The sequence below is a fragment of the Arthrobacter sp. TmtSoilC51 genome (genome assembly GCF_055388015.1).
Genome location: NZ_AP035877.1, coordinates 3,740,451 through 3,756,656 on the forward strand (window position 1 = coordinate 3,740,451; position 16,206 = coordinate 3,756,656).

The window sequence follows — 16,206 nt, forward strand, 5'->3', positions numbered from 1 at the left end:
CGTTGCAGTGGCGGTGTCGGCGGTGTTCGTGTTTTCAGTGGATCAGTCAGCTGGCACCAGCAGGGCCACCGGATAGTGCTCCAGCAGCGTGGCAACTGCCACTGAACCGGCGTCATACGTGGTCCCGGTCAGTTCGTCATAGCAGTTCACCGCCAAGTCGATGGCCGTATCCCGCCAGCCGCCTTCCCGGGCGAGGCGCTTGGGCAGCCGCGTGCCAACGGTGACCACGCCGGGTGCGTCCGCTCCACGGCTGAACGCGACTACGTGATCAGCGGCGGCGCCACTCGCGTGGACAGGCTGGTAACCACCAAACAGTTCCGGCCGGTCCCGACGCAACCTGAGCGCCCTGGAAACCACCAGCAGTTTGGCAGCGTCCTGCGTGAAGGCAGGCCGCACACCGGTGTCGAGTTCCGCGAGCGCCGCGATCCGGGCTTGAAAGTCCACTGGCCGCCGATTATCTGGGTCAGTCAGTGAACCGTCCCGGAACTCCGTGCCCTGATAGACATCCGGAACCCCGGGCATGGTCAGTTGGATGAGCTTGGCTGAGAGTGAGTTGGAGGTTCCATGAGGTTCCAGTTCCGCCACGAAATTCTCCAAGGCGGCAGCAACCTCGGGGACGTCAAAAACGGCGTCGACGGCGGCAGCCAAGTGACGCTCGAAGTCCAGGTTGGGGTCCGTCCAATTGGTCGAATTTCCGGCTTCACGGGCGGCCTTGAGCGCATACGATTGGAGGCGCCCCCGGTCGGCGGGCCAGGCACCTGCAATTGCCTGCCAAACGAGCGCTGCCAGCGGACCGTCCGGGATGTGTGCCAGCTCCTGGACCGTGCCGAGGAACAGCTCCCATTCGGGAACGGATTCGGAAATGACCGAAATCCTGGCCCGCGCGTCCTCACTGCGCTTGGTGTCGTGGGTGCTGAGCGTGGTCATGGAGAGCGGGATCTCTGCCTGACGCCGTGCCATGCGCTCGTGGAACCCCTCGGGGGAAAGCGCAAATTCAGTGGGATCGGCTCCCACTTCGGTGAGCGTCCCCAAGCGGGTGTATCGGAAGAACGCTGTGTCCTCCACGCCCTTGGCCATAACCATGCCGGAGGTCTGCTGGAAACGGCGGGCGAGTTCCCCGGTGGTATCAATCAGGAGCGGGCTCAGCCCGTTAAGCACGGACCGAAGCTCGGGCCGGTGCTGTCCTGCGCGCTCTATGGCTTCCTCGAGGATCTCCTGCCCGTGTGGAAGGTAGGTCCTGTAGACGGGGAACCAGCAAATGATCTCGGCCAGGGCGTCGGCTACGTCGGCGCGCGGCAATGCCGCTGACTCGGGAACAAGCCGGGACAACCGTAGGATTTCAGACCTCAGGATGCCGTCAGCGATGCGCCGTTTGGTGCCGTGGATCATGTCTGAATAATCGGCTGGCTGGGCTGCGCCCCTGAGCCGGGCGTCAAGTGAGTCCAGGTATTCCTCGGCTGCGGGGTCGACGAACAAACGGTCTACGTCCGCCAGCGCGTCATACCCGGTGGTGCCTTCGCAATCAAAGGTATCCGGCAGTTTCTCTCCCGGTTCCAGGATCTTCTCCACCAGAAGGTACGCCCCGCCTGTCTCCTTGCGAAGCCTTGCCAGGTACCCTTCAGGATCCGCCAGCCCATCGGGGTGATCGATCCTAAGACCATCCACCAGCTCTTCGCGGAACCATCGCACGATTTCCTCATGCGCCTCATCGAAGACCCATGGAACCTCCACGCGGACGCCTGCCAGTGTGTTCACTGCGAAAAAGCGGCGGTAGTTCAGTTCAGCGTCCGCCCGGCGCCAGCCCACCAGTTCATAGTGCTGCCGCGCATGAACGTCCTGCGGGCTGTCTCCAGCACTGAAGCTGCCATCGGCCAAGGGGAAACGGTGATCGTAGTAGTGCAGTTCGCCGTCCACCACAGTCAACTGCCCAAGGTCGTCATCGCTGCCAAGCACGGGGATACGGATCTTTCCGCCGCCAAAGTCCCAGTCGACGTCGAACGCTTCCGCGTACCTGGACGAGCGCCCCTCCTTTAGCAGCTGCCACCACCAGGCATTCTGTCCTGGCGAGGCGACTCCCATGTGATTGGGAACGATGTCCGCCAGGATACCTAGCCCCTGGGACCGGGCAGCCTTGGACAGGGCGGCGAGGCCCTCCGCTCCGCCCCGGGCGGGATCCACGGAAGAAGGATCCGTGACGTCATAACCGTGGTCCGAGCCTTCCTCCGCCGTGAGGATCGGCGATACGTAGATCCAATCGACCCCGAGGTTGCGCAGGTAGCCGGTGAGTTCGGCGGCATCCTGAAGTGTGAAGCTTTGCCGGATTTGCAACCTGTACGTTGAAACGGGTGTCCTCATGAGTCCGCCTTCTTCGAAGCGCGGCGCTTCCGTGCGGGTTTTGATTCCCCAGCGGGCGGATCTCCCCCGTCCGAAGCGCTGACTGCCTCTGACGCATCCACAGAGCGGGTACCAGCCGACGAATCCGTCGGCTGCGAGTTAACCGCAGGAGCCGTGAGCGAGGCCGTTTCGGGCGTGCTGGTCTGGCTCAGGGCAGCAAGGGATGCGGCCACAGAGTGGTCCGGCTCGGTCTCGGGTGTGGTGTGGGCACGAAGCACCACCAGCGACTTGGCGGCGATCATGAGGACCTGGTCCGCCTTCACGATGTTCGAATCAGCCCCTTCACCGCCGGTGTCGATCATGACGTCCCACGCGGCGGCGTATTCGTCAGATGGCACGCGGAACCCGACCTCGTCCTCGTCAGCATTGAAGTACAGCAGGAAATTGACGTCCGTGATCCGTCGGCCTTGGGTGTCCCGCCCGTGGATACCGTCACCGTTCAAGAACACGCCGACAGAACGGCCCAGCGCTGTGTCCCAGTCGGAGGGCGTCATGGTGCTGGCGTCGGCATCCAACCAAACGATGTCGGGGAGCCGCTCGCCCTCGCCTCGCAGCACAGGCCGGCCGTCGAAGAAGCGGCTCCGGCGCAAACTGGGATGTTTGGCCCGGAGGGCGCTCACGGCAGCCGTGAACTCCACCAGGGGTTGGTCAACGTTGTCCCAGTTGATCCAGGTCAGCTCGGAGTCCTGGCAGTATCCGTTGTTGTTGCCCTGCTGGGTCCTTCCAAGTTCATCGCCATGCAGGAGCATGGGAACGCCTTGCGAGAGGAAGAGCGAGGCGATGAAGTTTCGCTGCTGGCGGGCCCTGAGGCCCAGAACCTTGGGGTCGTCGGTGGGGCCTTCAACGCCACAGTTCCAGGAGCGGTTGTGCGATTCGCCGTCGTTGTTGCCCTCGCCGTTGGCCTCGTTGTGTTTCTCGTTGTACGACACGAGGTCGGCCAGCGTGAAGCCGTCGTGGGCAGTGACGAAGTTGATGGATGCCACTGGCCGGCGGCCCGAATGTTCGTAGAGATCGGCAGAGCCGGTCAAGCGCGAGGCGAATTCACCAAGGGTGGAGGGCTCTCCGCGCCAGAAGTCACGGACAGTGTCCCGGTACTGGCCGTTCCATTCTGTCCATTGCGGCGGGAAGTTGCCCACCTGATATCCACCCGGACCAACATCCCATGGTTCGGCGATGAGCTTCACCTGGGACACCACAGGGTCCTGCTGGATGAGTTCGAAAAAGGTGGAGAGCTTGTCCACGTCATAGAATTCGCGGGCCAGGGTGGACGCGAGGTCAAAGCGGAACCCGTCGACATGCATCTCCGTCACCCAATAGCGGAGTGAGTCCATCAGCAGCTGCAGCGAATGCGGGCTGCGGACATTCAGGGAGTTGCCGGTGCCGGTGTAGTCCATGTAGTACTTCTGGTCGTTCTCCACCAAGCGGTAATACGCCGAATTGTCGATGCCCTTGAAAGACAGCGTGGGCCCCAGGTGGTTGCCCTCGGCCGTGTGGTTGTAAACGACATCCAGGATGACTTCGATCCCGGCGTTGTGCAGGGACCGCACCATGGCTTTGAAGTCCTGGACCTGCTGGCCCGTATCACCCTTGGAACTGTAACTGTTGTGGGGCGCAAAGAATCCGATGGTGTTGTAGCCCCAGTAGTTGTTCAATCCCTTGTCCTGCAGGATGCCGTCATTGACGAACTGGTGCACCGGCATGAGCTCGATTGCCGTGACGCCGAGCTTTTGAAGGTGGGAGATGACTGCAGGGTGGGCCACGCCTGCGTAGGTTCCGCGCTGTTCCTCGGGAACCTCCGGGTGCAGTTGGGTAAGTCCCTTGACGTGGGCCTCGTAGATGACCGACTTGTGGTAGGGAATCCTCAAGAGTTTGTCGCCGTCCCAGTCGAAGAACGGGTTGATGACCACGCCCAACATCATGTGCGGTGCGGAGTCAGCGTCATTCCGGGAATCCGGGTCCCCCATGTTGTAGGAGAACAGGGCCGGGTCCCAATCGATCTGACGATGGATGGCCTTGGCATACGGGTCCAGCAACAGCTTGTTGGGGTTGAACCGTTGGCCGGCATCGGGATCGTAGGGTCCGTGCACCCGATAGCCATATTTCTGTCCGGGTTGGACTTGCGGCAGGTAGCAGTGCCACACGTAGCCGTCTACCTCGGTGACATCAACACGGACTTCCCCGCCGTCGTCGTCGAAGAGGCACAGCTCCACTTTCTCGGCCTTCTCGCTGAACAGCGCGAAGTTGGTGCCGGTCCCGTCAAAGGTGGCTCCAAGCGGATAGGCCGATCCAGGCCAGACTTCCATGCGTTCTCCTCTGGTGATGCGGATAACTTGCTGCAAGCCTACTCATGACCCCTGACACGGAAAGTAACCTTACGGTCTTGTACGGTCGTATTCAGCAGTCAGCGAACCTATGACGCGCGGTACCGCTGCCATGATCGCCGAAGCAGTAAGGGGGCCACCATCAAAATCCTTCGACGCGATCGATCCAGCTCGGCCATGCACGCTCGCCGCAACCGCGGCCACAGCAGCCCAGCGGTCGTCCGGTTTCAAACCCAGGGCTGCGTACGCGCCGTCGTCGTCCCTGACGGCCTCCGCACATTGCGCCAGCAACGCGCCCAGGATGCCGGCAAGGACATCGCCGCTCCCGGCAGTCGCCATCCAGGCGGTGCCCTCGGACTGACTGAAAACAACGCCCGACGGCGAGGCCACCAGTGTTGTAGCGCCCTTCAGTAGGACTGTGGCGCCGGTTTGTTCGGCTGCTTGCCGTACGAAGTGCAACGGCCGGGACTCGACGTCCTCCCGAGTCACGGCGACCTCCCCGGTGGACGGAAGGGATGCCAGCAGCGTCGCCAGCTCCCCGGCGTGGGGAGTGAGGATCCAATGAGCGGGACAACGCTCCGGCAGGATACTCAGGGCTCCGGCGTCGACGACCACTGGCAACTCAGCGGCAAGCGCCGACTCCGCGGCATCCCCGGCACGTCCCAGCTGGTCTTCTCCGTCCACCCCAGGCCCCACCAACCAAGCTTGAACACGGCCCGGATCATCCGTTTCCCACAAGGCCTCCGGGGTATGGGCCAACACAAGGCGAGCCGCGGATTCCGGCCCCAAGTAACGCACCATTCCTGCGCCGGCCACCGCCGCCGCATGGACACTCAGCACGGCTGCCCCAGCAAAACGCGGCGAGCCCGCAACCACGCCGAGCACGCCGCGGGAGTATTTATGGGAGCGGCGTCCGGGCTTGGGAAGCAAGGAGTGCAGGTCTGTGGCAGCAAGCCGGCGCAACTCAGGGGTATCCAAGGAGTCTTCGATCCCAATCTGCACCAGCACCACGCGTCCCGCACAGCCTTCGCCGGGGTCTGTCATCAATCCGGCCTTGATGCCACCGAAAGTCACTGTGACGTCGGCATCCAGCACCGGCCAGTGGACTTCCCCGGTGGTGGCATCCAGTCCACTGGGGAGGTCGCACGCCACGACGCAACGGGGCTTCAGTTCCTGAAGGGAAGCAACCAGCTCCGCAGAAGCATCACGCAATCCCCCGCGCGCGCCGGTGCCCAGAAGTGCATCGATAATGACGTCGTCGCCAGCGCACAGGACGGCAAGTTCCTCGGCGTTTCCAGGATCCAGTCGCAGCACACGGCCGCCTGCCGCCAGGAAATCCGTTAGTGCCCCGGTGTGGACTTCTGCGGAGGCGAGTACCGCGGTGGTACGCATGCCGCGGCGGGCGAGCAGGGAAGCAGCGAAGAGGCCGTCACCGCCGTTATTGCCTTTTCCTGCCAGGACCGTGACGCTGGCACCGGTCAGCTTGCGCCTGCCCTTGACCACACGGGCCACTTCCTGCGCCAGGCCGTAAGCGGCCCGTTGCATAAGAACAGCGCCCTCACCGGAGTCCAGGAGCGGTTGTTCCGCGTCCCTGATCTGTTGTCCGGTGAAGGCGCTGATCATCGTTATATCAAGGTCCGTTTAGCCCTCGGCGAGGACATATGCCGTGGCGATGCCGCCGTCGTGGCTCATTGACAGGTGCCAGCGTTTAACGCCCTTGGCGTCAGAAACGGCCAGAACCGTTCCTTTGACCTGGACGGTAGGACCATTCTCGTCAAGACCTATCCAGCAGTCCTGCCAGTTCATGCCCGCCGGGGCACCCAGGACCTTGGCCACCGCTTCCTTGGCAGCGAAGCGCGCAGCGAGTGACCTGGTGTTGAGTTCCCGTTCCGCAGGTACAAACAGCCTGTCCTTGAGCCCGGGGGTACGCTCCAGCTGCCGGGCGAACCGTTCGATGTCTACGACGTCTACGCCGATGCCAACAATCATGCGGTTATTCTACGGTCACGCTCTTGGCGAGGTTACGCGGCTGATCGACGTCGTAACCCTTCGCCCCGGCCAGTTCAGCAGCAAAGATCTGCAGAGGCACGGTGGTGAGCAGCGGCATGAGCAACGTGGGCGTCTCCGGGACGTAGAACACGTGCTCTGCGTAATCCTTGACCGACTCGTCGCCTTCCTCCGCAATGACCAGGGTACGTGCACCACGTGCGCGGACTTCCTGGATGTTGCTGACAACCTTGGAGTGCAGGGAGTCGCGGCCACGCGGGGACGGGACAACCACGAAAACCGGCTGGCCGTCGTCGATCAGGGCGATCGGACCATGCTTGAGTTCCCCGGCGGCGAAGCCTTCAGCGTGGATGTAGGCAATTTCCTTGAGCTTCAAGGCGCCTTCCAGGGCCACAGGGAAGCCAACGTGGCGGCCCAGGAACAAGACGGACTTTTCGTCCTTCATGCTGCGGGCGAGTTCGCGCAAGGGACCTGCGTTGTCCAGGATCTTCTGAATCTTGGCCGGGATCTTGTTCAGGTCCGCGAGGACGTCCTTGATCTGGCCCGAGAAGATATTGCCACGCAGCTGGGCCAGGTAAAGGCCAAGCAGGTAGGCGGCGGTGATCTGCGCGAGGAACGCCTTGGTGGATGCAACAGCAATTTCCGGACCAGCGTGCGTGTAGAGCACGGCATCGGATTCGCGCGGGATGGTGGAACCGTTGGTGTTGCAGATGGAGATCGTCTTGGCGCCCTGTTCGCGGGCGTAGCGGACTGCCATGAGCGTATCCATGGTCTCGCCGGACTGGCTGATGGACACTACCAGGGTGTTGGCGTCGACGATCGGATCGCGGTAACGGAACTCGTGTGCGAGCTCTACTTCCGTGGGGATACGGCACCAGTTTTCGATCGCGTACTTGGCAACCAGGCCAGCGTAAGCCGCGGTGCCGCAAGCGAGAACGATGATCTTGTCTACCTGCTTGAGCAGCTCCGGATCGATGCGGACTTCGTCCAGCGTCAGCTTGCCGTTGAGGTCCGAACGACCCAGGAGAGTCTGGGCCACGGCGTCGGGCTGGTCGTGGATTTCCTTCTCCATGAAGGAGCTGAAGCCACCCTTTTCGGCAGAAGCCGGGTCCCAGTCGACGTGGTATTCCTTGCCTTCAGCGGGAGCGCCGAAGAAGTCCGTGATCTCCACAGAGTCCGCGGTGATGGTGACGATCTGGTCCTGGCCGAGCTCCACGGCGCGACGCGTGTAGTCGATAAAACCGGAGACGTCCGAGCCGAGGAAGTTCTCGCCGTCGCCAAGGCCAACCACCAGCGGGGAATTACGACGGGCTGCCACGACGACGTCGGGCTGGTCCGCGTGGACGGCGAGGAGGGTGAAGGCACCCTCGAGACGCTGGCAGGCCAGGCGCATGGCCTTGGTGAGGTCGCCGGCGTTGCCATTGAGATCGTTGCGGAAGATGTTGCCAACCAGCGCGGCAGCAACTTCGGTATCTGTTTCCGACTCGAACGTGACGCCCTTGCCCAGCAGCTCCTGCTTGAGCTCGGCGAAGTTTTCGATGATGCCGTTGTGAATCAACGCCAGACGCCCGCCGTCGGAAAGGTGGGGGTGTGCGTTACGGTCGGTGGGTCCACCATGCGTGGCCCAACGGGTGTGGCCAATGCCGGTCAGGGATTCGGGGACTGGGTTTGCTTCCAGTTCACTGATCAGGTTGCTCAACTTGCCGGACTTTTTACGGGACGAGATGGTCCCATCAGCCACCACTGCGACGCCAGCGGAGTCATAGCCGCGGTACTCAAGACGACGCAGCCCCTCCACGACGACGTCAAGGGCGCTGTGACCAGCTGCCTTGCGAGACGAATTGCCAACATAGCCTACGATTCCACACATGGGTATAAGCCTAACGGCAAGGGCAAACAACTGATGTGGGACATCCTTCCTCCCCCTCTTGCCACCCAAGCTTTAATCGCTCACAATTCACCCTCCAGTCGTCGCGCATTTCCTGTTCCGCCGGGCTAAGGGCAGAATCAGAACGTGACTTTGCAACGCACCGAAGCAAACGGCGACGGCGCTTCTCCCTTTGTTGAGCTGGACCGCCAAACCTGGTCCCGGCTTGCAGCGCAGATGGAGCAGCCCCTCAACGAAGAGGACATATTCCGTCTGCGAGGCCTCGGCGATCCCCTCGATATGAAGGAAGTCCGGGAGGTTTACCTCCCCCTTTCACGGCTTCTGCACCTCTACGTCGAGGCATCACATCAGCTCCACGCGGCCACAACAACGTTCTTGGGTGAGCAAACCCAGCGCACCCCGTTCGTCATCGGTGTGGCCGGTTCCGTTGCTGTTGGTAAATCCACCATCGCCCGCGTGCTCCGTGAAATGCTCCGGCGCTGGCCGGGCACACCCAACGTGGAACTCATCACTACGGACGGCTTCCTCTACCCGTTGGCCGAATTGAAGCGCCGCCATCTGCTGGAGCGCAAAGGTTTCCCGGAGTCCTACGATCGCCGGGCGCTATTGCGTTTTGTGTCGGAAATCAAGGGCGGCGCCGAGGAAGTCCGGGCACCCTGGTACTCCCACGTCACGTACGACATCGTCCCGGGGAAGGAAGTTGTAGTGCGCCGCCCGGACGTACTGATCGTGGAAGGCCTCAATGTTTTGGCCCCTGCCAGGCCCCGCATGGATGGCAAACAGGGACTTGCGCTGAGCGACTTCTTTGACTTCTCCATTTACGTTGACGCCAAGACCTCCTACATCGAGGAGTGGTACGTGGACCGGTTCCGAAAGCTCCGCACCACGGCCTTCGCGCAGCCAGAGTCCTACTTCCACCGCTACGCCACGCTGTCCGATGAAGATGCCGAGTCGACAGCCCGCGGCATCTGGAAGCGCATCAACGAACCAAACCTCGAGGAGAACGTCCTCCCCACCCGTGGCCGTGCGCAGCTGGTGCTTACCAAGGACGCAGACCACTCCATCCGACGCATGCTTTTGCGGAAGGTCTAGCGTGGACACCCAACCCCAGCCGATGCCCAGCCGCAGGGCATTCGCAGGTCTCCTCACTGCTGGCGCAGGAATGGCCGCACTGGCTGCCTGCACCCCGAACGGCCCGGCACCCTCCCCGAACGAGATTTCCGCGACACCTTCCGCCACTGGACCGGACGCCACGCCAACCCAAGTCACTGCCGTTACGCCCGCTGCGGTCAGCGAGCCTTCCAGCACTCCTCCCAGCGCAGCGCCTTCACAAGCCGCCACCAAGCAGTTCTCGCTGACCGACCCAGCCAGCCCTTGGGTGGTGGTCAACAAACACCGGCCGTTGAACCCGCAGAACTACGTCCCGGCGGATTTGGTCCAGCCGAACATCTGGCTCGCCGTCAGCGGCGAAGCCACACTTATGAACAGTACGACGGCGGCTGCCGCAGAGAAGATGTTCGCCGCAGCGGCGGCCGAGGGCGTCATCATGACATTGGCATCCGGGTACCGTTCCTATTCCACGCAGGTGGTCACGTACAACGGCTACGTCGCCAGCAGCGGCCAAGTGGCAGCCGATCGGGCTTCGGCACGCCCCGGTCATTCGGAACACCAAACGGGTTGGTCCTTTGATATTGCCGACGGCGGCGGTGCCTGCAGTTTCCAACCCTGCTTCGCCGAGCAGCCCGCGGCTATTTGGGCGAAAGCCAACGCGCACAAATTCGGTTTCATCGTCCGCTATCCATGGATGTTCCACGAAACCACCGGATACTTCTACGAGTCCTGGCACCTGCGCTACATCGGCGTCGAAGCGGCGACAGAAATGAACACCCGAGGCATCGCAACGCTTGAGGAGTACTTCGGCTTGGAAGCAGCACCGGACTACCTGTAGGGCCCGTCCTATTAAACGCCGGTCCCTTAAAACCAGTTCGGCCCGCTCTCCTGGAACCAGAAAACCGGTCATCCAGGAAGGCGGGCCGACGTTGCTTGGGAAGTGTTTCCTAGACAGCCAGTTCGCTGGGAGCGCCCAGGCGTTCTTTGACCACGGCAGCCAGGCTGTTGCAAATCCGCTCGGCCGTTTCCATGTCCGCAGCTTCCACCATGACGCGGACCAGGGCTTCAGTGCCGGACGGGCGGAGCAGCACGCGGCCGGTTTCGCCCAGTTCCAGTTCAGCAGCGGCTACCGCGGCGGCAACGCCTTCGTCAGTACCCGCCCGGGCCTTGTCCACGCCCTTGACGTTGATCATGAGCTGAGGGAGCTTGGTCATCGCCGTAGCGAGCTCCTTCAAGCTACGGCCCGTGAGGGCAACCTGCGCAGCAAGCTGCAGACCGGTGAGCACGCCATCGCCAGTGGTTGCGTAGTCGGAGAAGATCACGTGGCCGGACTGTTCGCCGCCCAGGTTGTATCCGCCGTCGCGCATTTCCTCCAGCACGTAACGGTCGCCAACAGCGGTTTCGCGGATGGTGATGCCGGCATTGCGGAGGGCAATCTTGAGTCCGAGGTTGCTCATGACCGTGGCAACCAGGATGCTGTCCTTGAGCTTGCCTGCTTCATTGAGTGCCAGCGCCAGGATCGCCATGATCTGGTCGCCATCTACTTCGTTGCCTTCGTGGTCTACAGCGAGGCAGCGGTCGGCGTCGCCGTCGTGGGCAATGCCGAGGTTCGCGCCATGCTTGACGACTGCTTCCTTCAACGGACCCAGGTGGGTGGAGCCCACGCCGTCGTTGATGTTCAGACCGTCCGGCTCAGCCCCAATGACGACGACATCCGCGCCGGCGTCCTTGAACACCTGCGGCGAACAACCACTCGCCGCGCCGTGAGCGCAGTCCAGGACAACCTTCAGGCCCTCAAGGCGCTTCGGGAGGGTGCCGAGCAGGTGGACAATGTAGCGGTCCTCAGCGTCGGAGAAGCGCTGGATGCGTCCGACGTCGCCGCCCACGGGGCGCTGGGGCTCTTTGCCCAGCTGTGCTTCAATGGCGTCCTCGACGTCGTCGGGCAGCTTCTGGCCGCCGCGAGCGAAGAACTTGATCCCGTTGTCCGGGGCCGGATTGTGGGAGGCCGAGAGCATAACGCCGAAATCGGCGTCGAGGTCTGCCACCAGGTAGGCCGCAGCCGGGGTGGGCAGCACCCCGGCGTCATAGACATCGACGCCGGAGCTGGAGAGCCCCGCTTCGACGGCGGCGGCAAGGAACTCGCCACTCGCTCTAGGGTCCCTGGCGACGACGGCGCGTGGCCGCTTGCCATCGGTTGTGCGGTCATGGCCGAGTACGACGGCGGCGGCCTGGGCCAGCTGCATAGCCAGCTCGGCGGTGAGCAATCCGTTCGCGAGACCGCGCACGCCATCTGTTCCAAATAATCTAGACATCGGCTCAAGTTTAGACGACGACGGGACGGCACCCGTCCAGCCCGCGTGTCGGGACGTCATGTGTGCGGTTCAAATCCGGCTCTCAGCATGCCCTGTGGGGTGCCTAAAACGACGAAAGCCCGCCCCGCCGGAAACGGCGGGACGGGCCTTCGAGTAAGCGCAGATTAACGCTTGGAGTACTGCTGAGCCTTGCGTGCCTTCTTGAGACCAGCCTTCTTACGCTCGATGACGCGGGCGTCACGGCGCAGGTAACCGGCCTTCTTGAGGGTGGCGCGGTTGTTGTCGACGTCGATCTCGTTCAGCGAGCGGGCAACACCGAGGCGCAGTGCACCGGCCTGGCCGGAGATGCCACCACCGTGGATGCGGGCGATGACGTCGTAGGCGCCTTCAAGATCAAGGATCTTGAAGGGCTCGTTGACATCCTGCTGGTGCAGCTTGTTCGGGAAGTAGTTCTCCAGCGTGCGGCCGTTGATGATCCACTTGCCGGAACCCGGGATGACGCGAACGCGTGCAACGGCTTCCTTGCGGCGGCCAACAGCTGCACCGGCAACGGTCAGTGCCGGGCGCTCCTTCTTGGGCGCATCTTCAACAGATGTGCTTTCAGAGGTGTAGCTGGTGAGGGTTTCCTCAGCCTCGACGGCTTCGGCGGTCAGTTCTTCGTTCTGAGCCACGGTTCTCCTTGTAATGAAAAGTTGTTTGGTGGCCAGGACTACTGGGCGACCTGGGTGATTTCGAAAGTCTTCGGCTGCTGTGCAGCGTGCGGGTGCTCGGGGCCTGCGTAGACCTTGAGCTTGCCCAGCTGCTGAGCGGCGAGGGAGTTCTTGGGGAGCATGCCCTTGATGGCCTTCTCAACAGCGCGAACCGGGTTGGATTCCAGCAGCTCGGCGTAGTTGACGGAGGTCAGGCCGCCCGGGTAGCCGGAGTGGCGGTATGCGCGCTTCTGCTCCAGCTTGGCGCCGGTGAGGGCAACCTTTTCAGCGTTGATGATGATGACGAAGTCGCCCATGTCCATGTGGGACGCAAAGGTCGGCTTGTGCTTTCCGCGCAGCAGTGTTGCGGTCTGGCTGGCAAGACGACCAAGGACAACGTCGGTGGCGTCAATGACGTGCCACTGGCGGTTGATATCGCCGGGCTTCGGGGTGTACGTACGCACGGTTTTGCCTCGTTCTTGTTCTGGCGTTCATGTTTTAGGCGACACGCAGTGAGGCGTGTACCTACTATGTATGCGTTACCGGAGCAGAGGTGAGGGCTCTATAGACCAGTCATCCCAGAATCTCGATATGCCTCTTGAGTTAACGACCCTGCAACTGGATCCCCGAGAAGGCATGTGTCATCGAGATAGGACACGCACAACGACTCTAAACAATACCTTCAACGGGCCGTCCGGGTCAAAATGGGGTATCCGCCCCTCGGGGTCGCATGCGCTTTGAGGGAGAGTACATGACCAACGGCCCCGTTTTCCTGCTCCTGCTCGCCGTCGCCGGCCTGCTGTTGAGCCCGGCCGTCGAGTTTGTGATCGCCCGCCGCTATCCGCGATTTGGCGGACTCCCCTCCACTACGGTCCGGATCACGACGGCGGCAGCCACCGCCTTGCTGTTTGCCTTGCTTGGGTGGCGGTTTGGATTTACCGCGGAGTTGCCTGCATTCCTTTTATTGGCACTTCTTGGAGTCCAGCTTTCGAGAATTGATTTCACTCTCCATTTACTGCCCAACCCCTTGGTTTTGCTCCTGCTTGGTGGCGGTTTTGTTCTTCTTGCCGCATCCGCTGCACTCGATCCAGCCTGGCCCGAGCTGCTCCGGGCCCTCGCCGGAGGTCTCATACTCTTCGTTGGCTACCTGATTCTGGGACTTATTTCGCCGAGGAGCCTGGGAATGGGCGATGTGAAGCTCGCAGCACCACTTGGACTGTACTTGGGGTACTTGGGTTGGAAGCAAGTACTCTACGGCGGACTACTGGGATTCGTGGTGGGCGGGGTGCTCACGGTGCTGATGTTACGGCTGAGAACCGCGGAAAAACCGGCTGAATCGGCTCACGGACCTGCGATGGTCTCTGCTGCTCTTGGCGTCGTTTTGCTCTTGCAGTAGTGCGCCCTCAACTGCTCATCCCAGGCCACGATTTTGCCCGCAAACAGATAAGGCTCCTGTCAATACCAAGTAGTTCCTCTTAACTTGCGCAGCCAAAACCGAGTACTCCCCTGCCCACGTCCGGGTGGCCAGGTAATCGCGCTTATGCAAATTCGAGTACGACTACGCATTGTCCAACTGCGCGCCCAGGGTGAATTCTTGATTCATCGAGGAACGAACCGCCAAAAGGCAATATGGGGGGTAGTTCGGGAATCGCATAAAGGCAAATTCCGATAATTTGCTGGACCTATATCCAAATTAATTCAAAATCATTATCTGGGAAGGATTTTTCCAATGTCTGCTCTTATTCTCTCCGTCACCTCGTTCATCGCCGGCTTCAAGACCCGCCTCACCAAAGAAGAGAAGGGCGCCACGATGGTGGAGTACGGCCTCATGGTCTCCTTGATCGCCGTGGTCGTCATTGCTGCTCTTCTGATTCTCGGCCCGGCCATCGCCAACCTCTTTACCGGCGTCGCGGCTAGCCTCTAGCAGGACACAAGTGGTTGGTTGTGGCGGCGACTTCCGTCCCGCCGCAGCCAACCTCCTTCTTTAAGGGCACTTAAGCTGCCACGATTCTGGGTCTGGGAGACGGTCGTGAAGACTAAAAAAAGGAACGAACGCGGGGCAGTAGCCGTGGAAATGGCGATTCTGTTGCCAGTCCTACTGCTGATCTTGATTGGGGTAATCGAGTTCGGGCGGGCCCTCAACGTCCAGGTCTCGCTGACACAAGCCGCCCGCGAGGGTGCGAGGTACGCCGCTGTCCACTACAAGGACGGCGCCCTTGACGTTACCAGCACTGCTTTGGCCTCCGCGCCTTCCTTGGCCGGCCTTGGGGTAACGGTAACCAATAACGCGTCCAGCTGTGCGCCAGGCTCCAACGTCACAGTCACCACGAGCGTTTCCCTCCCCTCGATGTCGGGTTTTCTGGACGGCGGTTTCTTTGGCACCCAGGGCATCTTCCCCCTCAACATGACCGGAGTAGGAGTGATGAGATGCGGTGGTTGAGTACTCTCCGGAAAGCGCGACAGTCCGGCCTGGACGTCGCCGAATCCAACGAAAAAGGTGCGGCCGCAGTCATTGTTGCCGGAATGATGGTCGTGCTACTGGGCTTCGCCGCCCTCGCAGTTGACGTCGGCGCGCTCTACGCCGAAAAAGCGCAGTTGCAAAATGGTGCCGACGCCGCAGCCTTGGCCATCGCCACGGATTGCGCCCACGGAAGTTGCGGGAGCAGCGCCTCCACCGGAAACCAATTCGCGAACAACAACGCAAACGACAACACCAGCGGAGCTGCTGTCAGCTTTCCCGCTGCCACGACTGTCCGCGTGGTCACCAACGCCAAGGACACGTCTGGCCAAAATAGCTTCTCATTGTTCTTTGCCCGTGTGTTTGGGTTCGATACCACACCAGTACACGCAACCGCAGAGGCTTCGTGGGGCGCCCCCTCAACGGCCACAACGTTGCCTTGGACCGTCAGTGAGTGTGTCTTTAAGAAGTACCTCTCGCCTACACAATTAGCCTCGCTTAATTCCACGGGCAACTTCACAGGTGATCCCGTACCTACGCACATTCTCTTGCGTTACGACACGAACGCCCCCACGGTTTCCGGTTGTGCAGCACAAAATGGGTACCAGCCGGGCGGATTTGGCTGGCTCGTCACCAATTCAGGGTGCTCTACCGACGTCTCCGTCAATGCAACGGTCAATGGCCAACCCGGTAACCACTTCCCGAATGCTGCTGCCTGCAATGCCGTGCTGGCACACATCATGGACGAACCGGCCCTTATCCCACTCTTCAACAAGGCGACGGGTAATGGCTCTAATGCCACATACACCCTGGTCGGCTTCGCGGCGTTCAAAGTGACTGGATACAAATTCAGCGGGTCAGGCGCAATGCTGGACCCCGCGGCGCCGAACTGCAGCGGGAATTGCAGGGGCCTGCAGGGCTACTTCAAGCGGTTCGTTTCGCTTGAAGAGGGAATGACGCTTGGCGGCGGCACCCCCAATTACGGAGCGTCCATCGTGACGCTTACCAAGTAGTCGCTCACAGAGCA

Annotated in this window: 14 protein-coding genes; 6 read left to right on the forward strand and 8 right to left on the reverse strand. The window is 61.7% G+C overall.

Features of this window, described 5'->3' with window-relative positions; genetic code table 11:
* Positions 1-42 precede the first annotated feature (42 nt).
* The 5 genes from treY to glmS all read right to left on the reverse strand — a co-directional run bounded on the left by treY (position 43) and on the right by glmS (position 8,592).
* Entirely contained in the window at positions 43-2,355 is a 2,313-nt protein-coding gene (treY, locus tag ACZ5G6_RS17055; RefSeq protein ID WP_498686768.1) for a malto-oligosyltrehalose synthase, read from the reverse strand.
* Positions 2,352-4,697 (reverse strand): glycogen debranching protein GlgX, encoded by a 2,346-nt coding sequence (gene glgX, locus ACZ5G6_RS17060; RefSeq protein ID WP_223933908.1) that lies wholly within the window; start codon positions 4,695-4,697, stop codon positions 2,352-2,354. The genes treY and glgX overlap by 4 nt, the downstream gene beginning before the upstream one ends.
* Before the next feature lie 69 nt (positions 4,698-4,766).
* The gene (locus ACZ5G6_RS17065; RefSeq protein WP_498686770.1) at positions 4,767-6,338 is read right to left on the reverse strand and encodes an NAD(P)H-hydrate dehydratase; all 1,572 of its coding nucleotides are present in this window, start codon (positions 6,336-6,338) and stop codon (positions 4,767-4,769) included.
* 18 nt (positions 6,339-6,356) lie between these two features.
* Positions 6,357-6,704, reverse strand: coding sequence for a holo-ACP synthase (locus ACZ5G6_RS17070; RefSeq protein WP_223933912.1), 348 nt, complete (start codon positions 6,702-6,704; stop codon positions 6,357-6,359).
* Between the two features lie 4 nt (positions 6,705-6,708).
* Complete coding sequence (gene glmS, locus ACZ5G6_RS17075) at positions 6,709-8,592, reverse strand: glutamine--fructose-6-phosphate transaminase (isomerizing) (protein ID WP_498686772.1); 1,884 nt, start codon at positions 8,590-8,592, stop codon at positions 6,709-6,711.
* Positions 8,593-8,736: 144 nt separating this feature from the next.
* On the opposite strand from glmS, the gene coaA reads away from it, so the two are divergent.
* Positions 8,737-9,702, forward strand: coding sequence for a type I pantothenate kinase (coaA, locus tag ACZ5G6_RS17080; protein WP_223946540.1), 966 nt, complete (start codon positions 8,737-8,739; stop codon positions 9,700-9,702).
* A 1-nt stretch (position 9,703) separates the two neighbouring features.
* Positions 9,704-10,558, forward strand: coding sequence for a M15 family metallopeptidase (locus tag ACZ5G6_RS17085; RefSeq protein ID WP_498686775.1), 855 nt, complete (start codon positions 9,704-9,706; stop codon positions 10,556-10,558).
* A 109-nt stretch (positions 10,559-10,667) separates the two neighbouring features.
* Here ACZ5G6_RS17085 and glmM read toward each other — a convergent pair whose 3' ends face one another.
* The 3 genes from glmM to rplM all read right to left on the reverse strand — a co-directional run bounded on the left by glmM (position 10,668) and on the right by rplM (position 13,185).
* Positions 10,668-12,032 (reverse strand): phosphoglucosamine mutase, encoded by a 1,365-nt coding sequence (glmM, locus tag ACZ5G6_RS17090; RefSeq protein WP_498686778.1) that lies wholly within the window; start codon positions 12,030-12,032, stop codon positions 10,668-10,670.
* Positions 12,033-12,196: 164 nt separating this feature from the next.
* A complete protein-coding gene (rpsI, locus tag ACZ5G6_RS17095; protein WP_216925110.1) occupies positions 12,197-12,703 on the reverse strand; it encodes a 30S ribosomal protein S9 in 507 nt (168 codons plus the stop codon).
* A gap of 38 nt (positions 12,704-12,741) precedes the next feature.
* Complete coding sequence (gene rplM, locus ACZ5G6_RS17100; protein WP_011775554.1) at positions 12,742-13,185, reverse strand: 50S ribosomal protein L13; 444 nt, start codon at positions 13,183-13,185, stop codon at positions 12,742-12,744.
* Between the two features lie 287 nt (positions 13,186-13,472).
* Between rplM and ACZ5G6_RS17105 the strand changes: the two genes are divergently transcribed.
* From ACZ5G6_RS17105 to ACZ5G6_RS17120, 4 genes are all read left to right on the forward strand, one after another.
* The gene (locus ACZ5G6_RS17105; RefSeq protein WP_498686781.1) at positions 13,473-14,117 is read left to right on the forward strand and encodes a prepilin peptidase; all 645 of its coding nucleotides are present in this window, start codon (positions 13,473-13,475) and stop codon (positions 14,115-14,117) included.
* 333 nt (positions 14,118-14,450) lie between these two features.
* Positions 14,451-14,645: a Flp family type IVb pilin gene (locus ACZ5G6_RS17110; protein ID WP_498686783.1), complete on the forward strand. Its 195-nt coding sequence runs from the start codon at positions 14,451-14,453 to the stop codon at positions 14,643-14,645.
* Between the two features lie 105 nt (positions 14,646-14,750).
* Positions 14,751-15,161, forward strand: coding sequence for a TadE/TadG family type IV pilus assembly protein (locus tag ACZ5G6_RS17115; protein WP_498686785.1), 411 nt, complete (start codon positions 14,751-14,753; stop codon positions 15,159-15,161).
* Complete coding sequence (locus tag ACZ5G6_RS17120; protein ID WP_498686787.1) at positions 15,149-16,192, forward strand: pilus assembly protein TadG-related protein; 1,044 nt, start codon at positions 15,149-15,151, stop codon at positions 16,190-16,192. The genes ACZ5G6_RS17115 and ACZ5G6_RS17120 overlap by 13 nt, the downstream gene beginning before the upstream one ends.
* Positions 16,193-16,206: the final 14 nt, after the last annotated feature.

Bases quoted from the DNA above. Each gene is read 5' to 3' on its own strand.
- treY (WP_498686768.1), bottom strand. From the start codon at position 2,355: ATGAGGACACCCGTTTCAACGTACAGGTTGCAAATCCGGCAAAGCTTC.
- glgX (WP_223933908.1), bottom strand. From the start codon at position 4,697: ATGGAAGTCTGGCCTGGATCGGCCTATCCGCTTGGAGCCACCTTTGAC.
- ACZ5G6_RS17065 (WP_498686770.1), bottom strand. From the start codon at position 6,338: ATGATCAGCGCCTTCACCGGACAACAGATCAGGGACGCGGAACAACCG.
- ACZ5G6_RS17070 (WP_223933912.1), bottom strand. From the start codon at position 6,704: ATGATTGTTGGCATCGGCGTAGACGTCGTAGACATCGAACGGTTCGCC.
- glmS (WP_498686772.1), bottom strand. From the start codon at position 8,592: ATGTGTGGAATCGTAGGCTATGTTGGCAATTCGTCTCGCAAGGCAGCT.
- glmM (WP_498686778.1), bottom strand. From the start codon at position 12,032: ATGTCTAGATTATTTGGAACAGATGGCGTGCGCGGTCTCGCGAACGGA.
- ACZ5G6_RS17105 (WP_498686781.1), top strand. From the start codon at position 13,473: ATGACCAACGGCCCCGTTTTCCTGCTCCTGCTCGCCGTCGCCGGCCTG.
- ACZ5G6_RS17110 (WP_498686783.1), top strand. From the start codon at position 14,451: ATGTCTGCTCTTATTCTCTCCGTCACCTCGTTCATCGCCGGCTTCAAG.
- ACZ5G6_RS17120 (WP_498686787.1), top strand. From the start codon at position 15,149: ATGCGGTGGTTGAGTACTCTCCGGAAAGCGCGACAGTCCGGCCTGGAC.